At 45.5% G+C, this 22047-nt stretch carries 10 protein-coding genes; 7 read left to right on the top strand and 3 right to left on the bottom strand.

The features are described 5' to 3' along the window. Position 1: 1 nt before the first annotated feature. Positions 2 to 1039 (top strand): STING domain-containing protein, encoded by a 1038-nt coding sequence (locus C7475_RS07170; protein WP_110052613.1) that lies wholly within the window; start codon positions 2 to 4, stop codon positions 1037 to 1039. Between the two features lie 10 nt (positions 1040 to 1049). On the opposite strand, the gene C7475_RS07165 is transcribed toward C7475_RS07170, so the two are convergent. Together C7475_RS07165 and C7475_RS07160 are read right to left on the bottom strand one after the other, a co-directional pair. Then, positions 1050 to 5345 carry a hypothetical protein gene (locus C7475_RS07165; protein ID WP_110052612.1) on the bottom strand — a complete coding sequence of 1432 codons (4296 nt, stop codon included), beginning with the start codon at positions 5343 to 5345 and terminating at the stop codon, positions 1050 to 1052. Continuing rightward, positions 5342 to 7411, bottom strand: a complete 2070-nt coding sequence (locus C7475_RS07160) for a CHAT domain-containing protein (protein ID WP_110052611.1) — start codon at positions 7409 to 7411, stop codon at positions 5342 to 5344. Before C7475_RS07160 ends, C7475_RS07165 begins: the two co-directional genes overlap by 4 nt. A 1043-nt stretch (positions 7412 to 8454) precedes the next feature. Here C7475_RS07160 and C7475_RS07150 point away from each other — a divergent pair. Beyond that, positions 8455 to 10281: a beta-N-acetylhexosaminidase gene (locus tag C7475_RS07150; RefSeq protein ID WP_370445410.1), complete on the top strand. Its 1827-nt coding sequence runs from the start codon at positions 8455 to 8457 to the stop codon at positions 10279 to 10281. 150 nt (positions 10282 to 10431) lie between these two features. On the opposite strand, the gene C7475_RS07145 is transcribed toward C7475_RS07150, so the two are convergent. Beyond that, positions 10432 to 11001, bottom strand: a complete 570-nt coding sequence (locus C7475_RS07145) for a peroxiredoxin (RefSeq protein ID WP_110052609.1) — start codon at positions 10999 to 11001, stop codon at positions 10432 to 10434. On the opposite strand from C7475_RS07145, the gene C7475_RS07140 reads away from it, so the two are divergent. From C7475_RS07140 to C7475_RS07120, 5 genes are all read left to right on the top strand, one after another. Continuing rightward, positions 11001 to 11690: a TetR/AcrR family transcriptional regulator gene (locus C7475_RS07140; RefSeq protein WP_199236180.1), complete on the top strand. Its 690-nt coding sequence runs from the start codon at positions 11001 to 11003 to the stop codon at positions 11688 to 11690. The two genes, C7475_RS07145 and C7475_RS07140, sit on opposite strands and share 1 nt — an antisense overlap. A gap of 117 nt (positions 11691 to 11807) precedes the next feature. Continuing rightward, positions 11808 to 12677: an NmrA family NAD(P)-binding protein gene (locus C7475_RS07135; RefSeq protein WP_146217500.1), complete on the top strand. Its 870-nt coding sequence runs from the start codon at positions 11808 to 11810 to the stop codon at positions 12675 to 12677. 339 nt (positions 12678 to 13016) lie between these two features. Further along, positions 13017 to 15479, top strand: coding sequence for a hypothetical protein (locus C7475_RS07130; protein WP_146217499.1), 2463 nt, complete (start codon positions 13017 to 13019; stop codon positions 15477 to 15479). A gap of 2 nt (positions 15480 to 15481) precedes the next feature. Beyond that, complete coding sequence (locus C7475_RS07125; RefSeq protein ID WP_110052606.1) at positions 15482 to 18904, top strand: DUF6603 domain-containing protein; 3423 nt, start codon at positions 15482 to 15484, stop codon at positions 18902 to 18904. A gap of 2 nt (positions 18905 to 18906) precedes the next feature. After that, positions 18907 to 22026: a hypothetical protein gene (locus tag C7475_RS07120; protein WP_110052605.1), complete on the top strand. Its 3120-nt coding sequence runs from the start codon at positions 18907 to 18909 to the stop codon at positions 22024 to 22026. Positions 22027 to 22047: the final 21 nt, after the last annotated feature.

The raw sequence follows: 22047 nt of genomic DNA, 5'->3' as shown, positions 1-22047 counted from the left end.
TATGAAACCATATATCGTTATATTTTCCTCTTCTGGCAGCCTTCCTGTAGCAGAAGGCCTCCATGCAAACCTGACCGCCGATTTCACCATCCATCTCTGGAAAGGCGATTTCTTTGGCGATAATCACACTACGCCCTTGTGGACCTTTTTCAAGAAACTGTTTCATTATGACTATGCCATCATTGTGTTGTCCAATGATAATATGGTATCGTATGTTACGGAGGATGGCACGCAGATCTACGGCCCGAAGGATAACGTGATATTTGAACTGGGTGCTACCATGGCAAAACTGGGTCCACAGAAAACGATCATCCTGTTGCCTGATGAGCCGAAGGTGAAACTGCCCAGTTACTTTGATGATGTAAAACCGTTAGTATTTACTTATCATAATCAGCAGGCCTACACGGAACAGGAAAAGCTGGATGCTACTGTTACAGCGGCAAAGGGCATTAAAGATGTTCTGGATAGTCTGACGTTCGATTCATTTCATTCTGAGTTACCTGCACAAGGACTGGCGCATGCGTATCTCAATAATTTCCTGCTGTCTTTGTGGAAGGTAAAACAGCCGCAGGAGTTACAGATCAATGGGAAAACCTTGTTATGGCGCCCGGAGAATGGCATTACCGTTACCGTTATCATGCCTGCCGAGATCATGGGCAGACAGGACGCAGATGCTTTTCTGACGGCACAGCAGGGATGTTATAAAACCAGTTTTATAGCGGATGATGGACGTCATATAGGCATCTATGTTTTGCCAAGAGACAATGAACAAGCCCCGCTGCATATCCTGGACATTCCAACTACACTGCTGACGGCACAGAACATCATTGGGCTGATCGAGCGTTTCTGGCGTGAGAAGGATAATGAAAAGGTGCTTGAAACAGACAATGATTTTATTGCTTCCCTGAAGTATAAAGAGATCGTCAATTTCCACCGCACACTGGATCATGAACTGGACAAGAAGGATGAAAGAACATACATCATATCTTCAGATGAAGTAGCTGCACATATTGAAAAGCTGAATACCGGTACAGTGTGATCGCCCAACATCAGCGAAATGCAACATCTTCCATCGCCCGTTCAAGTTCTGATGCACTGAATGTTTTGAGCTTGTTCTGGGATGATAATGTATTTGGCGTCCCCTTGACCCAGAGTTTGAGTTTAGAGCCACCTGCGCCGAGGCTCATGCTAAGGATCATGTCTGTATTGACCGGATTAAAAGCCCAGGAGAGATAGTTGGTATATCCGCCAAAACGGTCCAGCCTTTTTCCTTCCCTGTCATACACCGTTATTGAACCGCTTTCGCCGGTCATGATATGTTGCCCGTTATCAGACAATACTATCTGCCTGCTATTAGGAATGCCAGGCGGCATTTTGCTGATATAACGCGGCGCTATGAACGTAAACAGGGCCGGAGGTGATACCTGCCGGGCGGTCCTGATAAAGTTCTTGCTGATCTTTTGTTGCTGGAGCTGTTGTTGTTGCAGCTGTTGTTGCCGCTCCTCGGGTTCAGCTAATAACAGGACCTTACTCAGGTCATCTGTTATGCTTACAATGGAGATCTTGGTGTATCCGTTTTCGAGCGGCGGATAATATCTTCCATAGATGATCCTGTTGCCATTACTTCTGGCAATCAAGATCTCGTTACCATTTACTGCAACGAAGCCGTTACCATCTTTGCCCAGAAAACTGTTAGGTTCACGGTATGTTCTGATAAATCTGCCGTTTGTCAGGTCATACGCTTCGATAATACCATTTTTCCTGACATAAAGTAGGGTATCATTGGAACTGACCTCTGTATCATCTGTATTGTCTTTCGTAGGAATGGTCATGAACGGCGGCTGGTCTATCGCTTTTTTGATCTTTATTTCATTGGGCGTTACTGCGATGATCTTTCCTTTGGAGGTGTATGCCGCTTTTAGCAGGTTGTCATATCTTTCGGGCGACTCTTTATGTGCGCCGTTGATACTGTATCTGTAGATGCTGTTTTTGGTTGTCACCAATGCACTGTTATCGATAGGACTGAACTGTGCAGAGAGGATCTTTGCCGGTACCTGCACAGGTATTTCTTTATGTGTCGCCAGTTCGAGGAAAGACAGGGTCTTATCGCCCTGTATCACCAATACATTTTTTCCATCGTCAGAAAAGAAAGCAGAATAAACATTCTCCATGATGAACGATTCATAGAAGCTGTTCCTGTTGTTCAGCGTGTCATAGATATAATCTCTGATCCGCTTGTTGGAACTGTCATACTTAAGGCTCTCCAATGCCAGCTGGTAGGCGAGTGCAGGGTCGGACCGCATCAATGAACGGGATTTGGTAAGGAACGATGCAGTTAGTTTGGTATACTCAATTTCTTTATCCTTGCTTTGGATGATCGCCAGTTGATAGCGCAAGGAATCTGAATATTTCCGCAGCGATTGAGAGTAGCGGTTTACGGAATCGCGTGATTGGATCAGTGCCGCCCGTTGTCCCAGCAGTTCCTTCTTTTGTTTCTCAACTTCCTGGCGTGCCGCTCTTTCTTTAAGCGCGGCAGATCTGGCCACAACACTTGCTTCCATAGCCTCCGTTGCTTTTCTGTCAGCAAGTTCGGCCTTTACATTCAATGTGTCATTGAGTCGTTTCAGTTTTGCCTGTGAAACGTTTTCCTTATCCCTTAATACTTTAATACTGTCAATATAACTGATCGACTGTTTGAGGCTACGGTTCGCCTTTTTATATTGACTAAATGCATAGGTAGCAGCAATGGACAGTAATAACAGGCCCAGTAGTGTGAGCCAGGTCCGTTCTTTCTGTAAACGCGTCTTAGCTTTAGCTTCCGCCAGCTTTTCCTTTAAGGCCCTTTCTTTTTGTTCGTTCAGTTCGGCGATATATTCCTGTTTGTACAACCGTTCCTCCAGCAGCTCTTTCTGTTTCTTCTCATATGCGATCACCTTATCCCGTTCTTCGATCAGTTCCTGTTGCCGCCTTGACTTTCTTTCTTCCAGTTCCCAGCGGCGTTGTTCGCTCTTCTTTACAAAATTCGTTTCAGGTTGGTTTAACCAGTTGTCGGATGATTTCAGGATATTTAACAAGGTATCCAATCGTGAATCTTCATGCCATAACTTTTTAGGGTTTTCTTTGAACTTCTTCACGGCTTCCGACAGGTCCTGTTGCAGGTAGAGCAGGTTCTTGCCATACTGTTTTATCCAATCGCCTATGAGGTTCCAGGAACGGATCAGGGAATCGTGCGCAGGCTCATAATATACAAGGCCGCTCTCGTTGGGACCCGATGAGATCAGGCGGCTGTTGACCAGTTCATTCAGCACCTTCTGTACACGCTCGTTCTCTTCGGGCTTCTCATATACGAGTTCATCGGCAAGGATCCTTTTAGAGGCCTTTTCATTAATGCTCAATGACACCATGCGCAGCATCACGTTCTTAATGGTGCGTTGCGTATCTGCATCGGAGCTTGTGTATAATTTTGTAGCGCGAAGCCTTAACCCATCCACAACGCCGCCAATAGCATTGTAATGATCTTCCGTGAGGTACCCATCATTAATACCGCTCTTCTCATATTCGATATACATCTGCTCAAGTGCATACGATAGGAGAGGTAAGGTCCCGTTAGATTGCATGACGTCCCGCACAATATTATCCACGAGGTAGATGGGCTTATATTCCAGTCCGGCGAGATATGCAGGCTCCGTGATGATCTCCCGGACGGCGCTTTCCATCAGGTCAGGCACGGTCTTTTTAGACTCCCGCCAGTTGGTGAGCGACCTTTCGAACTCATATTCATAATCGGAGCGCACGCTAAGTATGATCTTAATGTTGGCGGTGGCAGCGCTTTCATCTTCAGCCAGGGCGTTCAGCATTTTGATGAACTCTTCACTTTCCAGCGAAGACGACTGTGTACTGAGCTCTTCAAACTGGTCTATATACAAAAGGAACTTTTCACCATTCAGTTCTTTTGTCCTTTTAATGATGTCACGTCCGAATTCCATAGGATGAGCGCCGGGTTCTCCGTACAGCACCTGGTAGCCGTCTTTTTTCAGGGCCGGAATGATACCTGCCTTGATGATGGATGACTTACCTGACCCCGACGGCCCTACGATAACCAGGAGTTTCCTGTCTTCGAAGAAGGTCAGCAGTTCCCGTAATATCATACTCCGGCCAAAGAAGATAATAGCATCTTTCTCATCATAGGAAGGGAGTCCCTTGAAAGGATTCCCTATCACACTCGGGTGCCTGTTACGTCCCCTGGAGGCGGCAGTTTTCTTTTGTATGATCAGTGGCACAAGGCTGTCATGCGCCAGGGAGAACACTTCATTATCGCCTTCCCGCGAGAACTTTACCAATTTGCTCCTGCTCAGTCCATTCAGCCACATCCTGGCCGTTTGAGGGTCGATGTCTTTTACCTCATTTAGTCGCAGGGGTTGTTTCGTCTGCGATTTCGACACGAAGTGCTGTAAGAGGTACCATACACCGCCGGCCTTGCCCCTGGATACCCTTTCTACTACCGCGTTGAGGTAGCGGGACAACATATTCTTTCCTTCCCCGATCTCACGGAGGATGCTTTGTGTAAAAGCGATCGGCGCGTCCGGTTCCGTTTTCTCTGCAGCCTTTTCCCAGGCCCAGAAGAGATATACCTGGAGATTGGCAAGGTCTACACGGCCCTCGGTGGCACAGTCGGCCGCTATCCTGGCCGCACAGCTGCGATGGTCGCCGTCGGGTGTCTGAATATTGAATTTGTCCAGCAGCTTGACAATAGAGTCCGTGGCATCGGGAATGCTCATCGGCTCAATTTTCACTGAAGATTTAAAGACAGATACCCCGGCATCCTGCAGGATCTTCAGGTGACCATGATATTCCTCCCGGAGCACAAGAATGATCTTGCACTGTATGTCGTTGTTTAAAACGTCCTTAATGATGCTTATAAAGCCCTGTATTTCCTCGTTGTTGCCAAAGACGAACAATTCCTCCAATTGATCGAAAACGAGAAATATGGGCTTAAAATGCTTTAAATAGATCTTCCGGATCAGTTCAGGGATGGCAGACGGCTTTTCAGGGGCAATTGGTTCTCCGGCTTCCTGTTGTAAAGTGCCGATCAGGCTTTCCGCCATGTCGTCCCTTCTCAATATCCAGATGGCATGCCAGTCGGTCCTTTTGAACTTATTGGCCAGCCCGCACTGTATCAGGCTGGTTTTACCTACGCCGGATGTACCGTATATCAGTATCAGGTTGGCCGCGAACGACAGGTTGTACAGGTGATCGATCTCCGCCGTGCGCCCGCCCCAGATATCCTTATCCTCTTTTGTATAAGATTCCAGTAGCTTGAAGGGATTTTCCATCAAAGTGCTCATGGTTCGCTGTTTATGGGAGTTGAACTGGTAACTGTGACAGGGATGGCAGCGATTTTAGATCTGTAATACAGAAATTCAGCATGCAGCTGCAATAGTCTGTTCGTGATCCTGATCTTCTCCCGGTCAGTTTTATTGGTCATCTCTTCAATGAACCTGATGGTTGTTTTGGGGATAGTGGTACCACCCAGTTCTATCTCACTGGTTTCCGGCAGGACATGGATCAGCCTTTCACTACTTGTGAGGCTTTTATACACAATGCCATTGTCTTCAGTATAATTGTAGAAATAGAGGTCTACGCCGTCATACTCACAGAGTACATTCTTATCAATGAGGAAAGGGGAAAGGGAAAGGTATTCGAACATCCTGTAGATCTCTTTTACCAGTATAACTGAATACGACTCTGCATATTCGGGCAGCGACTGCAGTTCCAATACCTCCATCCTGTCGGAGATCCTTTGTTCCAGCAACAGGTATTTATGAAAATAAGTTTTGTCCAGCAGATTCCGTTTCCTGATCGCTTCCACATTTTTGATCACAACCATCTTGTATTGCAGAATGAAGAACAGTTCTCTAAGCAGATCGATCAGTCCTTGTTCTATCAGTTTGCAATGATGGATATAAGCGGCAGTAGTGTTGAGTGTGGGGACCTTCGCTTTAATGCCTTTGATGAGCATATGAGAATTGAAAAAGTTATTCTCATAAGTATTGGCATTTTTAACGGCCATATGTTCCTTTACAAAGGTTGTTATCCCTGTTTCCTCTTCTAAGTTTGTTTTCAATATCTGGCCCACCACTTCAATGAAAGAAGTGTAGTCAAAGTTCTCTTCATTATCCTTTGTCTGTTTGAAATAACTCAGGATGATCTCTTTCTGAACCGGGTTCAATTCAAATGGTTTCCCGTTCCTGTCTTTCCATCCGTATATTTCCAGCATATCGGAGAGAATGGTGGAAGCTGCCAGCTTGACCAGGATCTCATAAAAGTTGATCTGCAATTCGATGAATTCATTATAGTCTTCTTCCGTCAGCAGGTTTTCCTTACTGAAAGAATACATTCGTTGCAGCAGCTTACCCAGTGGCAAGGGAAATGTGTTAATGAGTTTATCCGCGATATCACTGAGGCTCTGCGGATCTTTTATATAGGCGGTATACAGGTCGTTGATCTCTTTCAGCTGACCGTTCCTTCTGTTAAACTTGTCATTGATGTTCTCTACTTCGATCACAATTTCTTTGGCCGAAAGGTCATGCTTCTCGTATAACGTTTCGATCACCAGGTCTTTTTCTTTGGTCAGCGCTGTAAACAGCCTGCTTGCATTGTTGGCCAGTGCCCGTATCAGTTCATCATTGGGAGAATATTTCTCTTTGTCGTCATATTTTTCATTTAGATACTGGGTGATAGACCATTCGTCGGATTGGGCGCTCTTATAGTAAATACCCCAGGGGAATTCACTGTTATTGTCGTCTTCCGGTTCGTCGCCTGTCAGGGCCACCCGTTTAGTGCCTATATACCGGTTAGTGCCTTTCGGGAACAATGCAAAATGTTCTCCGGAGAGTACGAAGGTTTTGGCGAAGTCAAAAGCCTTCCCGATCTGCCAGGACTTGGTCAGCGCCGTATAGAAATAGATGGAAAAATCGGCGGCTATCTTATCGTATACCGGACGATGGGTACCGATCACGATCGGGATACCCTTTTGCGGATTGGCAGGATCTGGTGTATGTAATACGTCTATGATCTCTTTGGATGCACAGGCGTTCAGAAAGACTAGTTTAAGGTTAGGAGCGAGGGCCAGTAATTCGGCCAGGCCTTCTTTCCGGAATTGCCCGTCTTTTTCAAAGAAGAGTGCGAGGCTGTTCCCGTGTCCTGAGAAATGCAGGATCTCAATCTCGGGACCATGGTCGGCGAAAAAGTGGAACATGTCATCTTTGGTAGCTCTGATAAGGACTTCGGGGTTTAAGTGTTTTTTGATATTTCCGAAGTTGGTATTGATCTCTTTGATTTCCTGTTCGACAAATTGTAATGGTCCTTCCTTCATATCATTGGCATATGCCAATAGTGCTAATCTGGCCATCTTTTGTTGTGTTTTACCTGCTTGGTGCGGGTGTATTTGGGGTGTCTTTTGCTTCTGATCTGGGGTATATTATCTTACTTCACGCTCCTGTTCTACATCTTGGTCACTTATAACTTGCTTGTTATTTTTAATATGCTCATATTAAGTTAAGGAAATTAATCGCAATCAGAAAATATATTATATCTGGAGCTATTCCGGCGAGGCATTATCCCACATATGCCTTTACCATGCCTTTACCATGCCTTTAGGTTTGACCTGCACACGCTTTATACCCGACGCATACAGGACGCATCCCCGACGTATAGGTGGATTTAAGAGGTTTTAAATAAGTTCAGACTCAGTTAAATCCCTGCTTATACTAAGTAGATTCGTTCTGTTTTCTATATCTCCATATCGGGAAACCGTCATCTGGCCGTCACTTTACCGTCATCTATATATCCCTTCGATATAGAGATGACGGTAAAATGATATGGAAGAGACGGTGAAGCGATATGAACGAAGAGAGAAAAGACCCTGCAAACAAGCATAAAAGAGCGATTAAACGGCGAAAACGCAATGCGGAAAAGACAATGAAGAATACACAGGCGGACAAAACCAGCAGTAGCCTCAGTCCTGCTATAGTTAGGGAGACCGGACCGCAGCGAGCATTCGGATGGAAATTACGGGCCTCAGTTGTTTGAAGTATGTTGATGCGGTGTACAAGGGATTTAATAAAGTATCAAAGCCCAATACGCCTATCCAAAGCTGCATAGCCAGGAACTTCAAAGAACTGCAGCCCGTGATTCCATCCAAACTGCGAGCCAGAAGGTCATGGCCGGAACCAGCGTAAGCCCAAAGCAAACGTCTTCCCAAATTGATTTCCAGTAATCACCTTTGATTCCCATTTATTTCTCACTATATTGTCGAATAACTCAAGCAGTTACGGAAAACCGGTGTAAATACCATCAGTATTTGGATAATATTATGCTATTAGGAAGGTATATTCCGCGTTACAGGTATTAAACTTTTCATGTGCAATTGAATCTCGTAAATTAATAAAGCAGATGATGTTAAAAAGGATCGCTTCAATTTTACTTCTTTCGTTAGGGGTTAGCGGCGCTTATGCGCAGCAGGGAAACTATGCTATTATACCTAAACCCTTATCTATGCAACCTGCTAACGGCAGGTTCGATCTTGGTCCGCAGACGGTCCTGGTAGCGCAGAGTGATGCCGCCAGAAAGAATGCCGGCCTGTTCAATGAGTTCCTCTGGAACCGTTATGGCATCAGGCTTACCGTGGCCCATGACGCCAAAGGAAAGGCTATTGTACTGGAAGAGCAGAACGATAGTACCGAGGCGTATAGTCTGACGGCAGGGATAGACAAGATCACCATCAAAGGGGGAAATATCGGTTGCTTTTATGGGTTACAGTCCCTGTTGCAGCTGATCAACGTGCAGAACGGCAGCCTGGGTGTACCGGCAGTAGTCATTTCCGATAAACCGGAATTCGGTTATCGCGGTGTGATGGTAGATGTGAGCAGGCATTTCTTCTCCCTGGATGAAATGAAAAAGATCGTGGATGTAATGGCCTATTTCAAATTTAACAGATTGCACTGGCACCTGACGGACGACCAGGGATGGCGTCTGGAGATCAAGAAATATCCTAAACTGGCCCAGATCTCCGCATGGCGTGATTCCAGCATTCTTGGTCAGTATGGCGACTTTAAGCCATTTGTATACGATAGTGAGAAACATGGCGGCTATTATAGCCAGGATGAGGCCCGCGAACTGGTAAAGTATGCCGCCGACCGTAAGATCACTATTCTGCCAGAAATAGAGCTGCCAGGTCATAGTACGGCTGTTTTGGCTGCTTATCCCCAGTTTGGTTGCAAGGATACCACTTACCAGGTACCTGGTTACTGGGGCGTGCATTATGCGATCTTATGTCCCAAAGAAGAAACCTTTAAATTCCTGGAGGATGTGCTGACAGAAGTAATGGCCATCTTCCCGAGCAAATACATTCACATCGGTGGAGACGAGGTGCCTAAAGAGCACTGGCAGCAGTCTAAGTTTGCACAGAGTGTGATGAGCAAACAGAAACTGAAAGACGAGCATGAGCTGCAGAGTTATTTCATTTCCCGCATAGAGAAATTCTTAAATAAGAACGGCAGGAACCTTGTAGGCTGGGATGAGATCCTGGAAGGCGGTTTAGCGCCTAATGCAACCGTTATGAGCTGGAGAGGAGAGAAGGGTGGTATCGCTGCAGCAAGAATGGGGCATGATGTGATCATGACGCCTAACAGCCATTTGTACATCGACCACTATCAGGCAAAAGATAAACAGACCGAGCCTACCGCTATCGGTGGTTTCCTGCCACTGGAAAGAGTGTATAGCTATCATCCTCGTCCTGATTCGCTGACTGCCGATCAGCAGCAACATGTATTGGGCGTACAGGCTAACCTGTGGACAGAATATATCGGTACGAACACTAAGCTGGAATATATGTTGTTCCCGCGTGCGCTGGCATTATCTGAAATTGCATGGTCCGCAAGGAACAGGCAGGATTATGACGACTTCTCTACAAGAAGATTGCCTGCACGTTTGCAGGAGCTGGAGCAGATGAAATATTTCTACCGTATTCCGGAAGCGAAAATTACATTCGCTACCAATGCTGCCGGCAGAAGAACTGCAGAGATCACGCCGTTCGTAGCTAATAGCCAGGTGTATTATACATTGGATGGTCATAAGCCTGATCAGACATGCAACCTGTATAATGGTCCTGTTACATTGGCTATTCCAGGTGCAAAAGCAATGACCTTGAATTATATCATTGTAACGCCGGGGGGCAGGGTAAGCAATATGTTTAGTTTACCCTTGCAGGAAACAAAATAATCAAGAGCTTATTTTGATATAGCAACAAGGTGTCTCCTTTGTCTGTAAAACAGGAGACACCTTTTGTTTTTATGAAGAATTTCCAGGATACTGTTATTTTCAACAGAAATTGACACGCTGAAAGTTATACCCGGTCAGCGGTATACAGGACTACAAAACTGCATCAATGGCGTTAGAAAGATTTTTATCAATATTGGGGCCACCAACTTGCATAAAACGGACGATACCCCGGGAGTCAATTACTACAGAAGCCGGATAAGCGAATAATCCGTATTTTTCAGCAACCGGAGCTGCGTCGGGAAGGATATTATAGTCGAATTCATGCTCCTTCAAAAAGGTGTTAATAGTTGATTTATTGTCCAGGGATAGTGCAAGAAATACAATTTTTTCAGGATCATGTTTCTTTTTGATGGCATTTAAAACAGGCATTTCGTTAATGCACGGTTTGCAGGCAACAAACCAGAAGTTAAGAACAACTATTTTCCCCTTCAAAAACTCCGTATCGTACAATTTGCCGTTCAGATCGTAAAGTTTAAAATCAGGTGCCGGCTTATTTAAAAAGGTGGTGTCATCCCGCAATGTTTTGTCAGGACGGTTATTCAGGGTAGGGCGTATTATCCAAAATTTGCTGATACCGGTAGCAGGCACTGAAGCACGCAGGTCAAATACATTGCTGGTTAAAAGCAAGGTAGATAGCATAAAAAACGTAAACTTTCTCATTGTTAGCTGGCTGTTATTTAAATGTTAATGAGGCAAAAAAACGGAAAATATTTTATTTAATATACTTTTTAGTATATTTTTGCAATGTCAATAATAAGATGATGACAAAGGCAGAAAAGACAAAAAAGTTTATCATTGAACAGGCGGCTCCTGTTTACAACCAGAAAGGTGTTGCGGGGACTAACGTGGACGACGTTTTGGAGGCTACGAAGTTAACCAAAGGGGCGATTTATAGTCATTTTGTAAACAAAGATGACCTATCCATGCAGGTAGCAGATCATTTGCTGGAAAAAATTTGTATGGGTATTGATCAGGTTATGGAAAAGGAGACTACAGCAAAGGGGAAGATCTTTGCTTATCTGGATTTTAACAAGAAGCCGTTGAATACCTATATAAAAGGTGGCTGTCCTATCTTTAATATGGCTGTGGAATCTGACGACAACAATTCTGGTATTAAGCCAAAGATCAGTGAGATCTTATCTGTTTCACAAAAGAAATTCGCTTCCATTTTACGGCGGGGAATAAAAAATGGCGAGTTCTCGTCAGCTCTTGATCCGGACATCTACGCATTTAAAATGTTTGCGGCAATAGAAGGTGCACTTGTTATATGTCGTACGATGAATAATGAACGGCCGATGCAAGGATTGATCAAAAGTCTGAAGAGCGAATTGGAAGCGTATGAGCTTTGATTTTTTTTGATTATTAATATACCAAAAGGTATATTTTGTTTACTGGTGTCATATATTAAAAACGCGGGAACTATTTTAAAAGTAGTCGCAAATAAGGAAAATCATCAAAATAAAAGTATGGAAAAGCCAAAAATTTTAATCACTGGCGCAACCGGTTCAACAGGTGCTCCATCAGTAGAGATATTACTACAGAAAGGTTACCATGTGCGCGCACTGGTGCATAAAGAGGATGCGCGATCAACACGCTTGAAAGCTCTTGGTGCGGAAATAGTTGTGGGTGATATGCAGAACATGGAAGATGTTCGTGCCGCCTGGAAGGGGGCTGAAAGGGGATATTTTTGTTACCCGCTAAGCCCCGATCTGTTGGATGTTACTGTCATTTTCGCGCAGGCAGCAAAAGAAGCCGGCGCCGGGTTTATCGTCAATATGTCGCAAAAACAAGTGGCAGCTACGGCAAAAAGCCCTGCTACAATACGCCACTTTTTATCAGAGCAGGTGTTTAACTGGTCAGGCATTCCGACAACCCATTTAAGACCAACTTTCTTCTCAGAATGGTTTCTGTACGTTGCCGATCAAATTAAAGCAGGAAAACTGCAGATGTCTTTCCCCAAAGAGGCGCAACATGCGCCGGTAGCAGGAGAAGATCTCGCCCGTACCGTTGCCGCTATTTTAACCGAACCGGCCAGACATATCAACAAGGTTTATCAGCTTTTCGGGCCGGAACTTTTAAGTTATGCTGAAATAGGTGAAATATTCAGTCGTACCTTGAATAGGGACTTCGTTTACGAACAAGTTAGCGTCCAATCAATGGCTGATTCGATTGGATTAGGTCAGGCTGCTCACTTTAAAGATCACGTTGCAAGTGTTGCCGGTGACGATATTTTCGGCCTGCCGAATATAAATGATGCAATAGAAAAAATTACAGGCAAAAGTCCTATGAGGTTAGCCGAATTTATAGATAAAAACCGCATGGCTTTTACCGCTTAATATAAGTGTGCAACTAAAGAATAATATGTGATATTTACAGGTCATATTGTTTCGATGATGTTGGTAAAAGGTGATAAGGATGTCAAAAGGCCCCCAGCTTTGTTGGGATATTCAGCTTTTTTAGTCAACCATATCATTGCATCAACATCATCGTTAACAAAAAAAATCCCCGAAAAATGCCATTTGTTCAAAATTCTATATAGATTTATACTGTGAACCTAGTGTTACTGTGTTAATTACCCCTGATAAACATTACCGCGCTTGACCCCAAAAATCAATCGCTCATTTAAGATTTATTGAACCGGAGAGGCTGCATTAATTGTACGAAAAATTTAATGTATGGCTGTATTACCCCTAATACTTGCAGGACCCATTCTGCGAAGAGTGGAACCACGTTTGGTTACCATCTGGATGGCGTTCTCTGAACCACAGCATGTCGAGTTGCATTTATGGTCTGAGATCATCAAGACCCAAAAGACCAGTACTGTATATGAACCGGAGATTCCGCCGGATTATACCGCTACGGCCGATACGCAACGTATAGGTACGCACTTCCATATTGCATTTATTACATTGAACATTGAAGCGCCAAAGTTACCACTGGTGCAGAACCTGGTGTATTGCTACAATGTCCGTTTTACAGATACTAATTCAAGTACCCTGCGTGACCTGAAGTCGGAAGGATTGTTCGCTGATCAGAACAATCCTGTCACCTCGCACTTTTCTAATATGGCGATCGGGTTTAAAGAAGGACAGTTACCGTCCTTCTCGCTTCCTCCCGCTAACATTGAAGACCTGATCATCATGCACGGCTCTTGCAGGAAGATGCATGGTATAGGAAAAGACGGTCTGGCTTCAATGGATTTCCTGATAGGAAGTTATATCAATGAGCCGAACAAACGTCCTCACCAGCTTTTCCTGACAGGTGATCAGATCTATGCCGACGATGTACCGATGATGGTATTGCCCTGGTTATCCCGACAAGGGAAAGCATTGTTCGGGGATGATTTTGAAGAAAAGATAACCGTTACCAATAGCAAGACCGCTAACGGTACACTGACCAATTTCCCGCCTAACCTGCGTCGCACCGTCACGACGGAATCCGCAAAGTTCTCGAGTGATGATAGCGATAGCCACCTTATTACCTTTCATGAGTTCGTGGCATTGTACCTGTTCTCTTTTTCCAATCGCCTCTGGCCGACAGAACTTACCAATATAAAGGAAGATATCAGTGATTCCGCGATGGATACGATCTTCAATGATCTTATGAGCATGATCGATGATAGTGCAAATGATATGCGCGACTTCCTGATGAACGCGGAAGAAAAGGAGATGTTCAACGGCACATCCAATGAAAAGCGGAACAAGTGGGAGAAGAAGATGAAAAGGATGTTCAGGAAAGAGTTGAAGAATGTAATAGAGTTCCGCGATAACCTGCCCCGTGTATACAGGATCCTTGCTAATGTACCGGTGTATATGATGCTGGACGATCATGAAATTACAGATGACTGGTACATGACCCGCGACTGGCGCGATAAGGTGCTTAGCCATCCGTTGGGCGTGAATATTATCAGGAATGGTCTGATGGCCTATACGCTGTTTCAGGGCTGGGGTAATGATCCGAAAAGTTTTGAATCGGGTGATAAAGCTACCTTGCTGACACAGATAAAACAGGTAGCTGCGCCCGGCAGCTCAGAGGGGCCGTCAACAACTGTAGCTAATAGTATTGATGCGTTGTTAGGTTTTGATGGCAATGATCCCAAAATAAAACTGCACTTTAATGTGCCGACAGGGCCTACCACCACTTACGTACTTGATACACGTACGATGCGGACCTTTGAAACAAGACATGGCAGCCCGGGATTATTGTCGGCCGCAGCATTGCTGCAACAGCTGCCCACAACACCACCGCCATTGGGAGCAGAAGTGGTGTTCATCGTATCGCCTGCACCGGTGTTAGGACTGGCTGTATTTGAAGAGCTGATACAACCGTTAATAAGCGCCATTAAGAGTAATGTATATGCCGATACGGAGGCATGGGCATTGAACTATGCTGTGTTTGAAAGCTTCCTTGCTACGATACAGAAATTAAAGAAGGTCGTGATCCTTTCCGGGGATGTGCATTTCGGGCTTACTACCGTTATGGACTATTTCAAAGGAGCAGATAAAACAAGGATCGTACAGCTGGTATCCAGTGCGTTGAAAAATGAATCGGATAAGGTGGGCAATCAGCATATCCTTATCAGCGGAAGGTTACAGCAATTGCAGTCAGCCGCTTATTTCCCCTCTGAAAGATTAGGCTGGAAGAACAAGGTGGTGAATGTGAACGGACCTATTTCTCCCAGGAATGAAATGCGCCGGCATAAGAACCCCGTAGTACTTTCACCACAGGGATGGTTCCCGGGATCAACTGTTACCCCAAATGCCGACTGGTCCTGGAGGCTGGACATCGTCGCAGATGTACGGCCCGATACAGATACTGTAGGGGCGAGACCAGAGAAGATACGCATAGATACGATCGATCCTGATATCAACCTCGCATCTGCACCTTCAGTTAAACAAGGTTATGAAAAGGTAGTAGCACGACACCAGTTAGCTTTTGAAGATAATATCGCCAGGAGAGTTGTCTGGTCGTCCAATGTCGGTATGGTGCGAATAAAAAAAGATGCAGGTAAACTGTCTGTCGAACATCAGTTCTGGTATCGTTTACCAGATGATGATCTGTATGAGGAGCCTAATTGTTACACACAACATGTCGCCTCTCTGGAACCCACTTCAGATACACCCCCACAACTTAGCTGACAATGGCCGAAAATAAAAATCTGCTGCAACAATTTGTGAAGGTAGCCCGGGACATACTGAACCCGTTTGTGGAAATGCTTGGTGGCACACTGGAAGACCGGAAAGAAGGACTAGCCTCACTCGGACTAGATCCTTCCTTTGCAAATTCATCTCCTGCTGTTCCAAGTGCAAGCCTGAACAGTATCAACCTGTATGTCGAAAAATCGGCAGACGAGGTAGATGAACTGGCCTTCTTTGCTGTGCTGGAAGACCTGATTCAGATATCAGCTGTTATCAAAGAGTTCTTTTCAGCTGCTGCTGCCGGTAATCCGAACCTGACTGCAAGTGAGCTCACCACGGCATATATGAACCTGATGACCTTAAATTATTTCCGTTTAAGGTCTCCTATGTTCTTTAAGGTGGTGTCGGTCATTGAAGCAGTGGACCATCAGTCTGTAAGATCAGGCGGTATCCTTAACCTGTTCGGTGCTATCGGTAAATTCTTCGAAAATGTGGGGGAAGGCTTCAGCCTTGAGAATGAAGATCATGCCCGCAATCTGTCGGATACCATGTTGTTTGTAAGCGGTGTAGGCCTTACGCTGCTGAATAAATTATTCGTCAATTTTAATATTCCCTTAAGTATCGATGCGGCTTACGGTTACGATACTTATCCCGACTCCACCAGCCCTAATGCTGACATGCTCTCTGCACGTACACTCAGCTTTTCTATTAACCAGGAGGGCAGTGAAACCGTCGAAAGCAAGATAACGAGCACATTGGTATTCGTGCCGCTTAGTCACCAGGGTAAGGCCGCTGTGATGGATATCACCGGGGAGATCAAAGTGGATCTGGACCTCGGCAATCATTGGAAATTCACTTTTGATACCGGCGGACTGGGTATCATATTCCGTGTAGGCGAAGGTGCGGATGCATCCCTTGCTACCAATCCTTTCGTGGAGATGATCCTGGAGAATAACACGGATGAAGTTACGAAGGGAACACTTTTCGCTAACCCCGTAATAAAGTTTGGGTACGGAAGGATAAAGACAAGCATCCGGTTTTCTAAAGACGATATTGAATTCAAGTTTAAACCTACAATTGCCTTTGAATTTGGACGAGGCACAAAGACCAGTTTTCCATTTACACTGATTCCTGCTAAAGGGCTGGACCAGAAGTTTGATGTAGCAATCGGGATCAGCCAGAAGAAAGGCTTCTTCCTGGATGGCGGCGCCAATGGATTAACCATAGCGATACCGGTATATGCAACATTAGGACCGGTCAGCTTTGACGTCATCACACTGGCTTACTCTGCCGATGAAGCTACCAAAGAAAAGCAGATAGAAGTATCTATCAGCTTCAAGCTGAAGATAGGCAGTGTGATCGCTGCAACAGTTTCCCGTACCGGGGTATTGGCCGCATTAAAGCCGAACCCTGATGGTGAAGGGGTCATCGCAGGGCATGATATCGATATATCTTTCAAACCGCCAAATGGTATCGGTATAGCGGTGAACGCCGGCATTGTAACAGGGGGTGGTTATCTGTATTTCGATTCGAAGAACGGCGAATATTTCGGTGCACTGGAACTGTCGTTCAAGGACATGTTCACTTTCAAAGCTGTCGGCATTATCAATACCAAAATGCCTGATGGCAGTAGCGGATATTCCCTGCTGATCATAGTAACTGCTTCCGGTTTCAACTTCCAGCTGGGCTTCGGATTTACACTGAACGGGCTGGGTGGTTTACTTGGCCTGCACCGTACTATAAAAGTAGATGTGCTGGTAGACGGTTTGAAGACCAATACCCTGAAGAGTATCCTTTTCCCGGAAGATGTAGTGGCGAATATCAATCGTATCATCAGTGATCTGAAACAGGTCTTCCCTATACAACAGGACCACTTTGTAATAGGATTGATGGCAAAGATCGGCTGGGGCACTCCTTCGCTGGTAACGCTTGACCTGGGAGTGATCGTTGACTTCCCTGATCCGCGTGTGGTAATACTGGGCGTACTGAAAGCAGCCTTGCCTAAAGAGGATGCGGCAGTACTGAAATTACAGATCAACTTCATCGGTATAATCGATATCCCGAACAGCTTTATTTTCTTCAGGGCAGACCTGTACGATTCAAGGCTGCTTGCATTTACATTAACCGGTAGTCTGGCACTACTGGTGGCGTGGGGAGATAACGGCACTTTTGCTTTAAGTGTGGGAGGATTCCATCCTGATTTTAAAGAGATCCCGAGTATTCCGCAATTGCCTAATGGATTCAAAGGACTGGACCGGCTGGGTATCAGTCTGCTGTCGGGAAAGAACCCGCGGATCACAGTCCAGTGTTATTTTGCCGTTACTTCAAACACCGTCCAGTTCGGGGCGAAGGTTGAATTGTATGCAGCGGCGGCAGGATTTAACGTATATGGCTATCTGGGTTTTGATGTGCTGTTCCAGTTCGAGCCTTTCCATTTTATTGCAAAGTTATATGCGGGCCTGGCGCTCAGACGTGGTACATCTGTTATTATGGGCATTTCCCTGCGTGGTACCCTGAGTGGGCCTAAACCCTGGGATGTGGAAGGAGAGGCCAGCTTCAGCATTCTATTCTTCGATATCACTATCGGGTTCCATGTTACATGGGGCGAAGATCCGGATGCCGTTGCGAAGATCACCGAAGACCTGCAGCAACGTATGATCGAGGAGCTTGGCAACAACCAGAACTGGCAGGCTGTTATCCCGGATAATAACAAGCTGCATGTAACTGTAAAAGACCTCAAGCTGATACAACCGGAAGAGAACCCTTCTCCCAATATCGTTATTCACCCACTGGGAGTGCTCACCTTTAGTGAAAGGCTATTGCCTATGGAGGTGACAATACAGAAGTTTGGCACCAGGTTGCCGAAAGACGTTGATCTGTTTAAGGTCAATAAGGTGATGAGCAATACCACCGAGCTATCTTTTACGGAAGTGAAGGAGCGGTTTGCACCAGCCAATTTCTTCAACCTGAAGGATAATGAAAAGCTGTCACGCCGTTCTTTTGAATCGAATGTAAGCGGCTTTAAGGTTACCGCTGGCTCAGATCTGAGTATTGCACCTGCGGTTAGTAAGAGTGTCGATTACGAGATGAGTTATCTGCGAAAGAAACGTTTTATGTTATTCTTTGCGGGTATCTATAAATATTCGAAATCACTCTTCAGAACGAACCTGAAAGGTAATGCTGTCGCTAAATCTAAAATGTCTTATGCTACAAACCGTCAGTCAGTCAATGCACCGGCGGCAGTGAACGTGAACCAGGACCAATACGTGGTAGCTAACGTCAGTGATATGAAGATGCATAGCGAGGGTATGGTAGCGAACAGTTATGCGGAAGCCGTTGAAATGTACAATACGCTTACAACAAAGCAGCCTGCGTTGAAGAATAAAGTGCAGATCTTATCTCAGTATGAAATAAACAACAATTAACCATGAGTGTAGAAATAGCCAGATACCAGTTCCATGCATGGTCAAGAAGAGGTATTTCCGCCAACATTATCGAGGCTGATGATCTTGGTAACGGAGGTGCGGCCGTTAAGGAGCGGGCAGAAATTCCTATTGCGGTCACACTCAATACAACAGATGTTCCCAAGAACTTTTCGCTGATAGGGCCGGGAGATATTACCGGTATTCAATCGGATATGGTCGTTCGTACGGAGCCGCTGAACTGGATCACCAATTTCGAACCGAACTACCTTGCGTTTATAGAATTTTATGATGAAGATTTTGCCTGGCGTTATACACCGGCATCACCTTCGGGTAACAGGTTAAGGCCCTGGCTGTTTCTGCTGGTGGTAAAAGAAGGGGAGTTTGAGAGAACCAAGAGAAAGATACCGCTGCCTTCTATCAATGTCAATGCACCGGAGGTATTCCCGCCGTTCAAAGATACCTGGTTATGGGCGCATGTACACAGCGATGCAGATATACCTGATAGTGAGCTGTCTGATTATGAAGAGTTCCTGTTATCGTTGAATAAAACGGTCAATAACGATCCGGACCAGTTGTTCTGCCGTTTAATGAGCCCGCGGAAGCTGGAAGCAAATACGAAGTATTATGCGTTCCTGGTGCCTGCTTTTGAAACCGGCAGACTGGCAGGGCTTGAACTTCCTACCGCGAATGTAGTAGCGCAATTGCCTTCCTGGGACGATGGTGGTGCGAAGGGCGAGATGCCTGTATATTACGAATGGTTTTTCCAGACAGGTAATAATGCAGACTTCGAATCACTTGTAAAACTATTAGAGCCACGGGCTATGGACCCGAGGGTCGGTATACGTGATATGGATGCTTCCCGGCCGGGATTTGTAAGAGCTGATGATGTAACACAGGAGATCCCCGGTACACAGCCTGCTATACTCGGATTGGAAGGAGCATTGAAATCGCCTACTACAGTATCAACGGTGTTTCCCAATCCGCCAGCCAGCGAGTTCCAGGAAGAGTTGCAGAAAATAGTGAACCTCCCTGCAATTCAGGCGGCTGATCTTACAGAAGATCCTATAGTGTCCATACCGCTGTATGGAGGTAAGCATGCTAAAAAATCGGCAACAGATGTAGTACTGCTGGATGTGAGCAAGAGCACCTGGGTGAATGACATGAACAGGGACCCGCGTACACGTGTGCCGGCAGGCTTCGGAACACTGGTGATCCAGAAGAACCAGGAGAAGTACATGCAGAAGGCATGGGCGCAGGTAGAAAAGATCATTGAAGCGAACCGGCTTATAAAGGCGAGTTTGTTCCTCATGCAGGTGACTGTCAGGTATACACAGAAAACATTCTCTAAGCTGCCCAACAATGTGTTGATGGCGATGACCAAGCCTGTGCATACACGTGTGATGGGCAGTCCTACTACCATATATCAGCAGATCACCGACAGTATATTACCAACTACGGTATTCTCCGGCGCCTTCAGAAGACTGGTAAGGCCTAATGGCAGATTTGTAAAAAGACTTACGGCGAATGGTCCGCTGGTATATAATGATCTTGTTTCAAAAATAAACGACGGCACATTAACCGCTGCACCGCCTAAAAAGATGCCGGTAGGTTTGCCTAATACCAAAGATTTCTCAGGAAAGATCTTTCCTTACCAGCTGAGCCATCTTGTATTGTGGTTGCTGAAAAATCGGCTGCTCATATTTATCATACTTGTAGTCCTGTTACTTTTATTAATGTTCATCACCGGTGCTTATCTCACCTTTGCGGTACTGATAGTAGCGGTAGTGTCAGCATATTTTGCACTGGCCCGTTTCCTGAAAGGCAGAGCGGATGATCAGGCTGCAGCAGAGTCACTGGACGATCCTGTTAAAGCTGCGGAAGAGTTGGACGATATACCTGTGAAGCCCGATTTCACATTGACGTTAAGTGATGAAACGGTAACACCGGGACCGACACCAACTACTCCTGGTGCGGACAGTGTGGAAGCAAAGAACTTCAGGGTAGCATTAAAAGACCTATTAGGGAGATTGGTGCTGCAGTCGCCGGACCCCGTGAGGGTAGCTGTGGACCTGGGTAATGCGCATACGAAATTGTATGATGCGATCAATCCTTACAGGGCGTATCCGCACCGTCTTAACAGGTATGTGAAATTCCCGTCTTATATCCAGATGGATGTACCGGAGAAGATCTTCCCGGCAATGGCTTATCCTGATTTTGAAGATCCGATGTATAAAGGACTGTGCGATATTTCCAACGAATTGTTATTGCCCAATCTGAAACTGATACCGGAGAATACGATTTCACTACTTAAAACAAACCAGAAGTTTATTGAATCTTACATGGTGGGGCTGAACCACGAAATGGGACGTGAGCTGTTATGGAGAGAATACCCTACAGATGAGCGGCCCAGCAGTTTCCGGCAGTTCTGGGATGTAAAAGGCATTATCCGGCCGAAAGCAGATAAGACGGAAGCAGAGCTTACAGAAGAATACAAGGATATCAAACCTATTCATACGTGGCCAGTCAGCAGTTTACTGGGACGCCATAACAACAGGGACGCAGAAGGAGATGCTGAACAGTTAGTGCTGGTGATACGCGGCGACCTTTTAAAACGTTATCCCAACACATTGATATTCGCCCAGAAAGCTATATCAGGGGAGACGCCTGACGATGATCCTGTCATCGATCTTGATCTTTCCGATACAGAGTTTGACACGCAACTGAAGTTCCCATTGTATAAAGCAGAGATAGCGCCGGATATTAAGTTCTTTGGGTTTGATCTTACAATAGAACAGGCTAGAGGTACGCAACTTACTCCCGGATTTACAGATAACCTGGGTTGGTTTTTCGTGATACAGGAAATACCAGGCGCACCCAGGTTCGGCATGGACATTTCATTCAATCAGGGAAGTGATGGTTTATCGTGGGATGACCTTGCCTGGACAAACTTTGATCCGGGTATCAAATTCATCACTGCAGGTACGAAACCTGCTATTCCACTTCCTCAACCAGACCTTAACCAGTGGGGAGCTGATTCTGCGTATATGGCGTCTATATTGTTCCAGAAACCAAGTATGGTGGCTGTACATGCAAAGGAAATGCTGGAGAACCTGGCTGTTTAAAACCGTTAACACTACACTAAA

Origin of the sequence: Chitinophaga sp. S165, from assembly GCF_003182155.1 — a bacterium.
GTDB lineage: Bacteria > Bacteroidota > Bacteroidia > Chitinophagales > Chitinophagaceae > Chitinophaga.
The sequence above is the reverse complement of the archived record's forward strand: the minus strand, read 5'-3'. Positions and strand labels throughout refer to the sequence as shown.

What these genes read in the sequence shown, in the direction of transcription:
- C7475_RS07170 (WP_110052613.1), top strand. Translation starts at nt 2, where the DNA reads ATGAAACCATATATCGTTATATTTTCCTCTTCTGGCAGCCTTCCTGTA.
- C7475_RS07165 (WP_110052612.1), bottom strand. Translation starts at nt 5,345, where the DNA reads ATGAGCACTTTGATGGAAAATCCCTTCAAGCTACTGGAATCTTATACA.
- C7475_RS07160 (WP_110052611.1), bottom strand. Translation starts at nt 7,411, where the DNA reads ATGGCCAGATTAGCACTATTGGCATATGCCAATGATATGAAGGAAGGA.
- C7475_RS07150 (WP_370445410.1), top strand. Translation starts at nt 8,455, where the DNA reads ATGATGTTAAAAAGGATCGCTTCAATTTTACTTCTTTCGTTAGGGGTT.
- C7475_RS07145 (WP_110052609.1), bottom strand. Translation starts at nt 11,001, where the DNA reads ATGAGAAAGTTTACGTTTTTTATGCTATCTACCTTGCTTTTAACCAGC.
- C7475_RS07135 (WP_146217500.1), top strand. Translation starts at nt 11,808, where the DNA reads ATGGAAAAGCCAAAAATTTTAATCACTGGCGCAACCGGTTCAACAGGT.
- C7475_RS07130 (WP_146217499.1), top strand. Translation starts at nt 13,017, where the DNA reads ATGGCTGTATTACCCCTAATACTTGCAGGACCCATTCTGCGAAGAGTG.
- C7475_RS07125 (WP_110052606.1), top strand. Translation starts at nt 15,482, where the DNA reads ATGGCCGAAAATAAAAATCTGCTGCAACAATTTGTGAAGGTAGCCCGG.
- C7475_RS07120 (WP_110052605.1), top strand. Translation starts at nt 18,907, where the DNA reads ATGAGTGTAGAAATAGCCAGATACCAGTTCCATGCATGGTCAAGAAGA.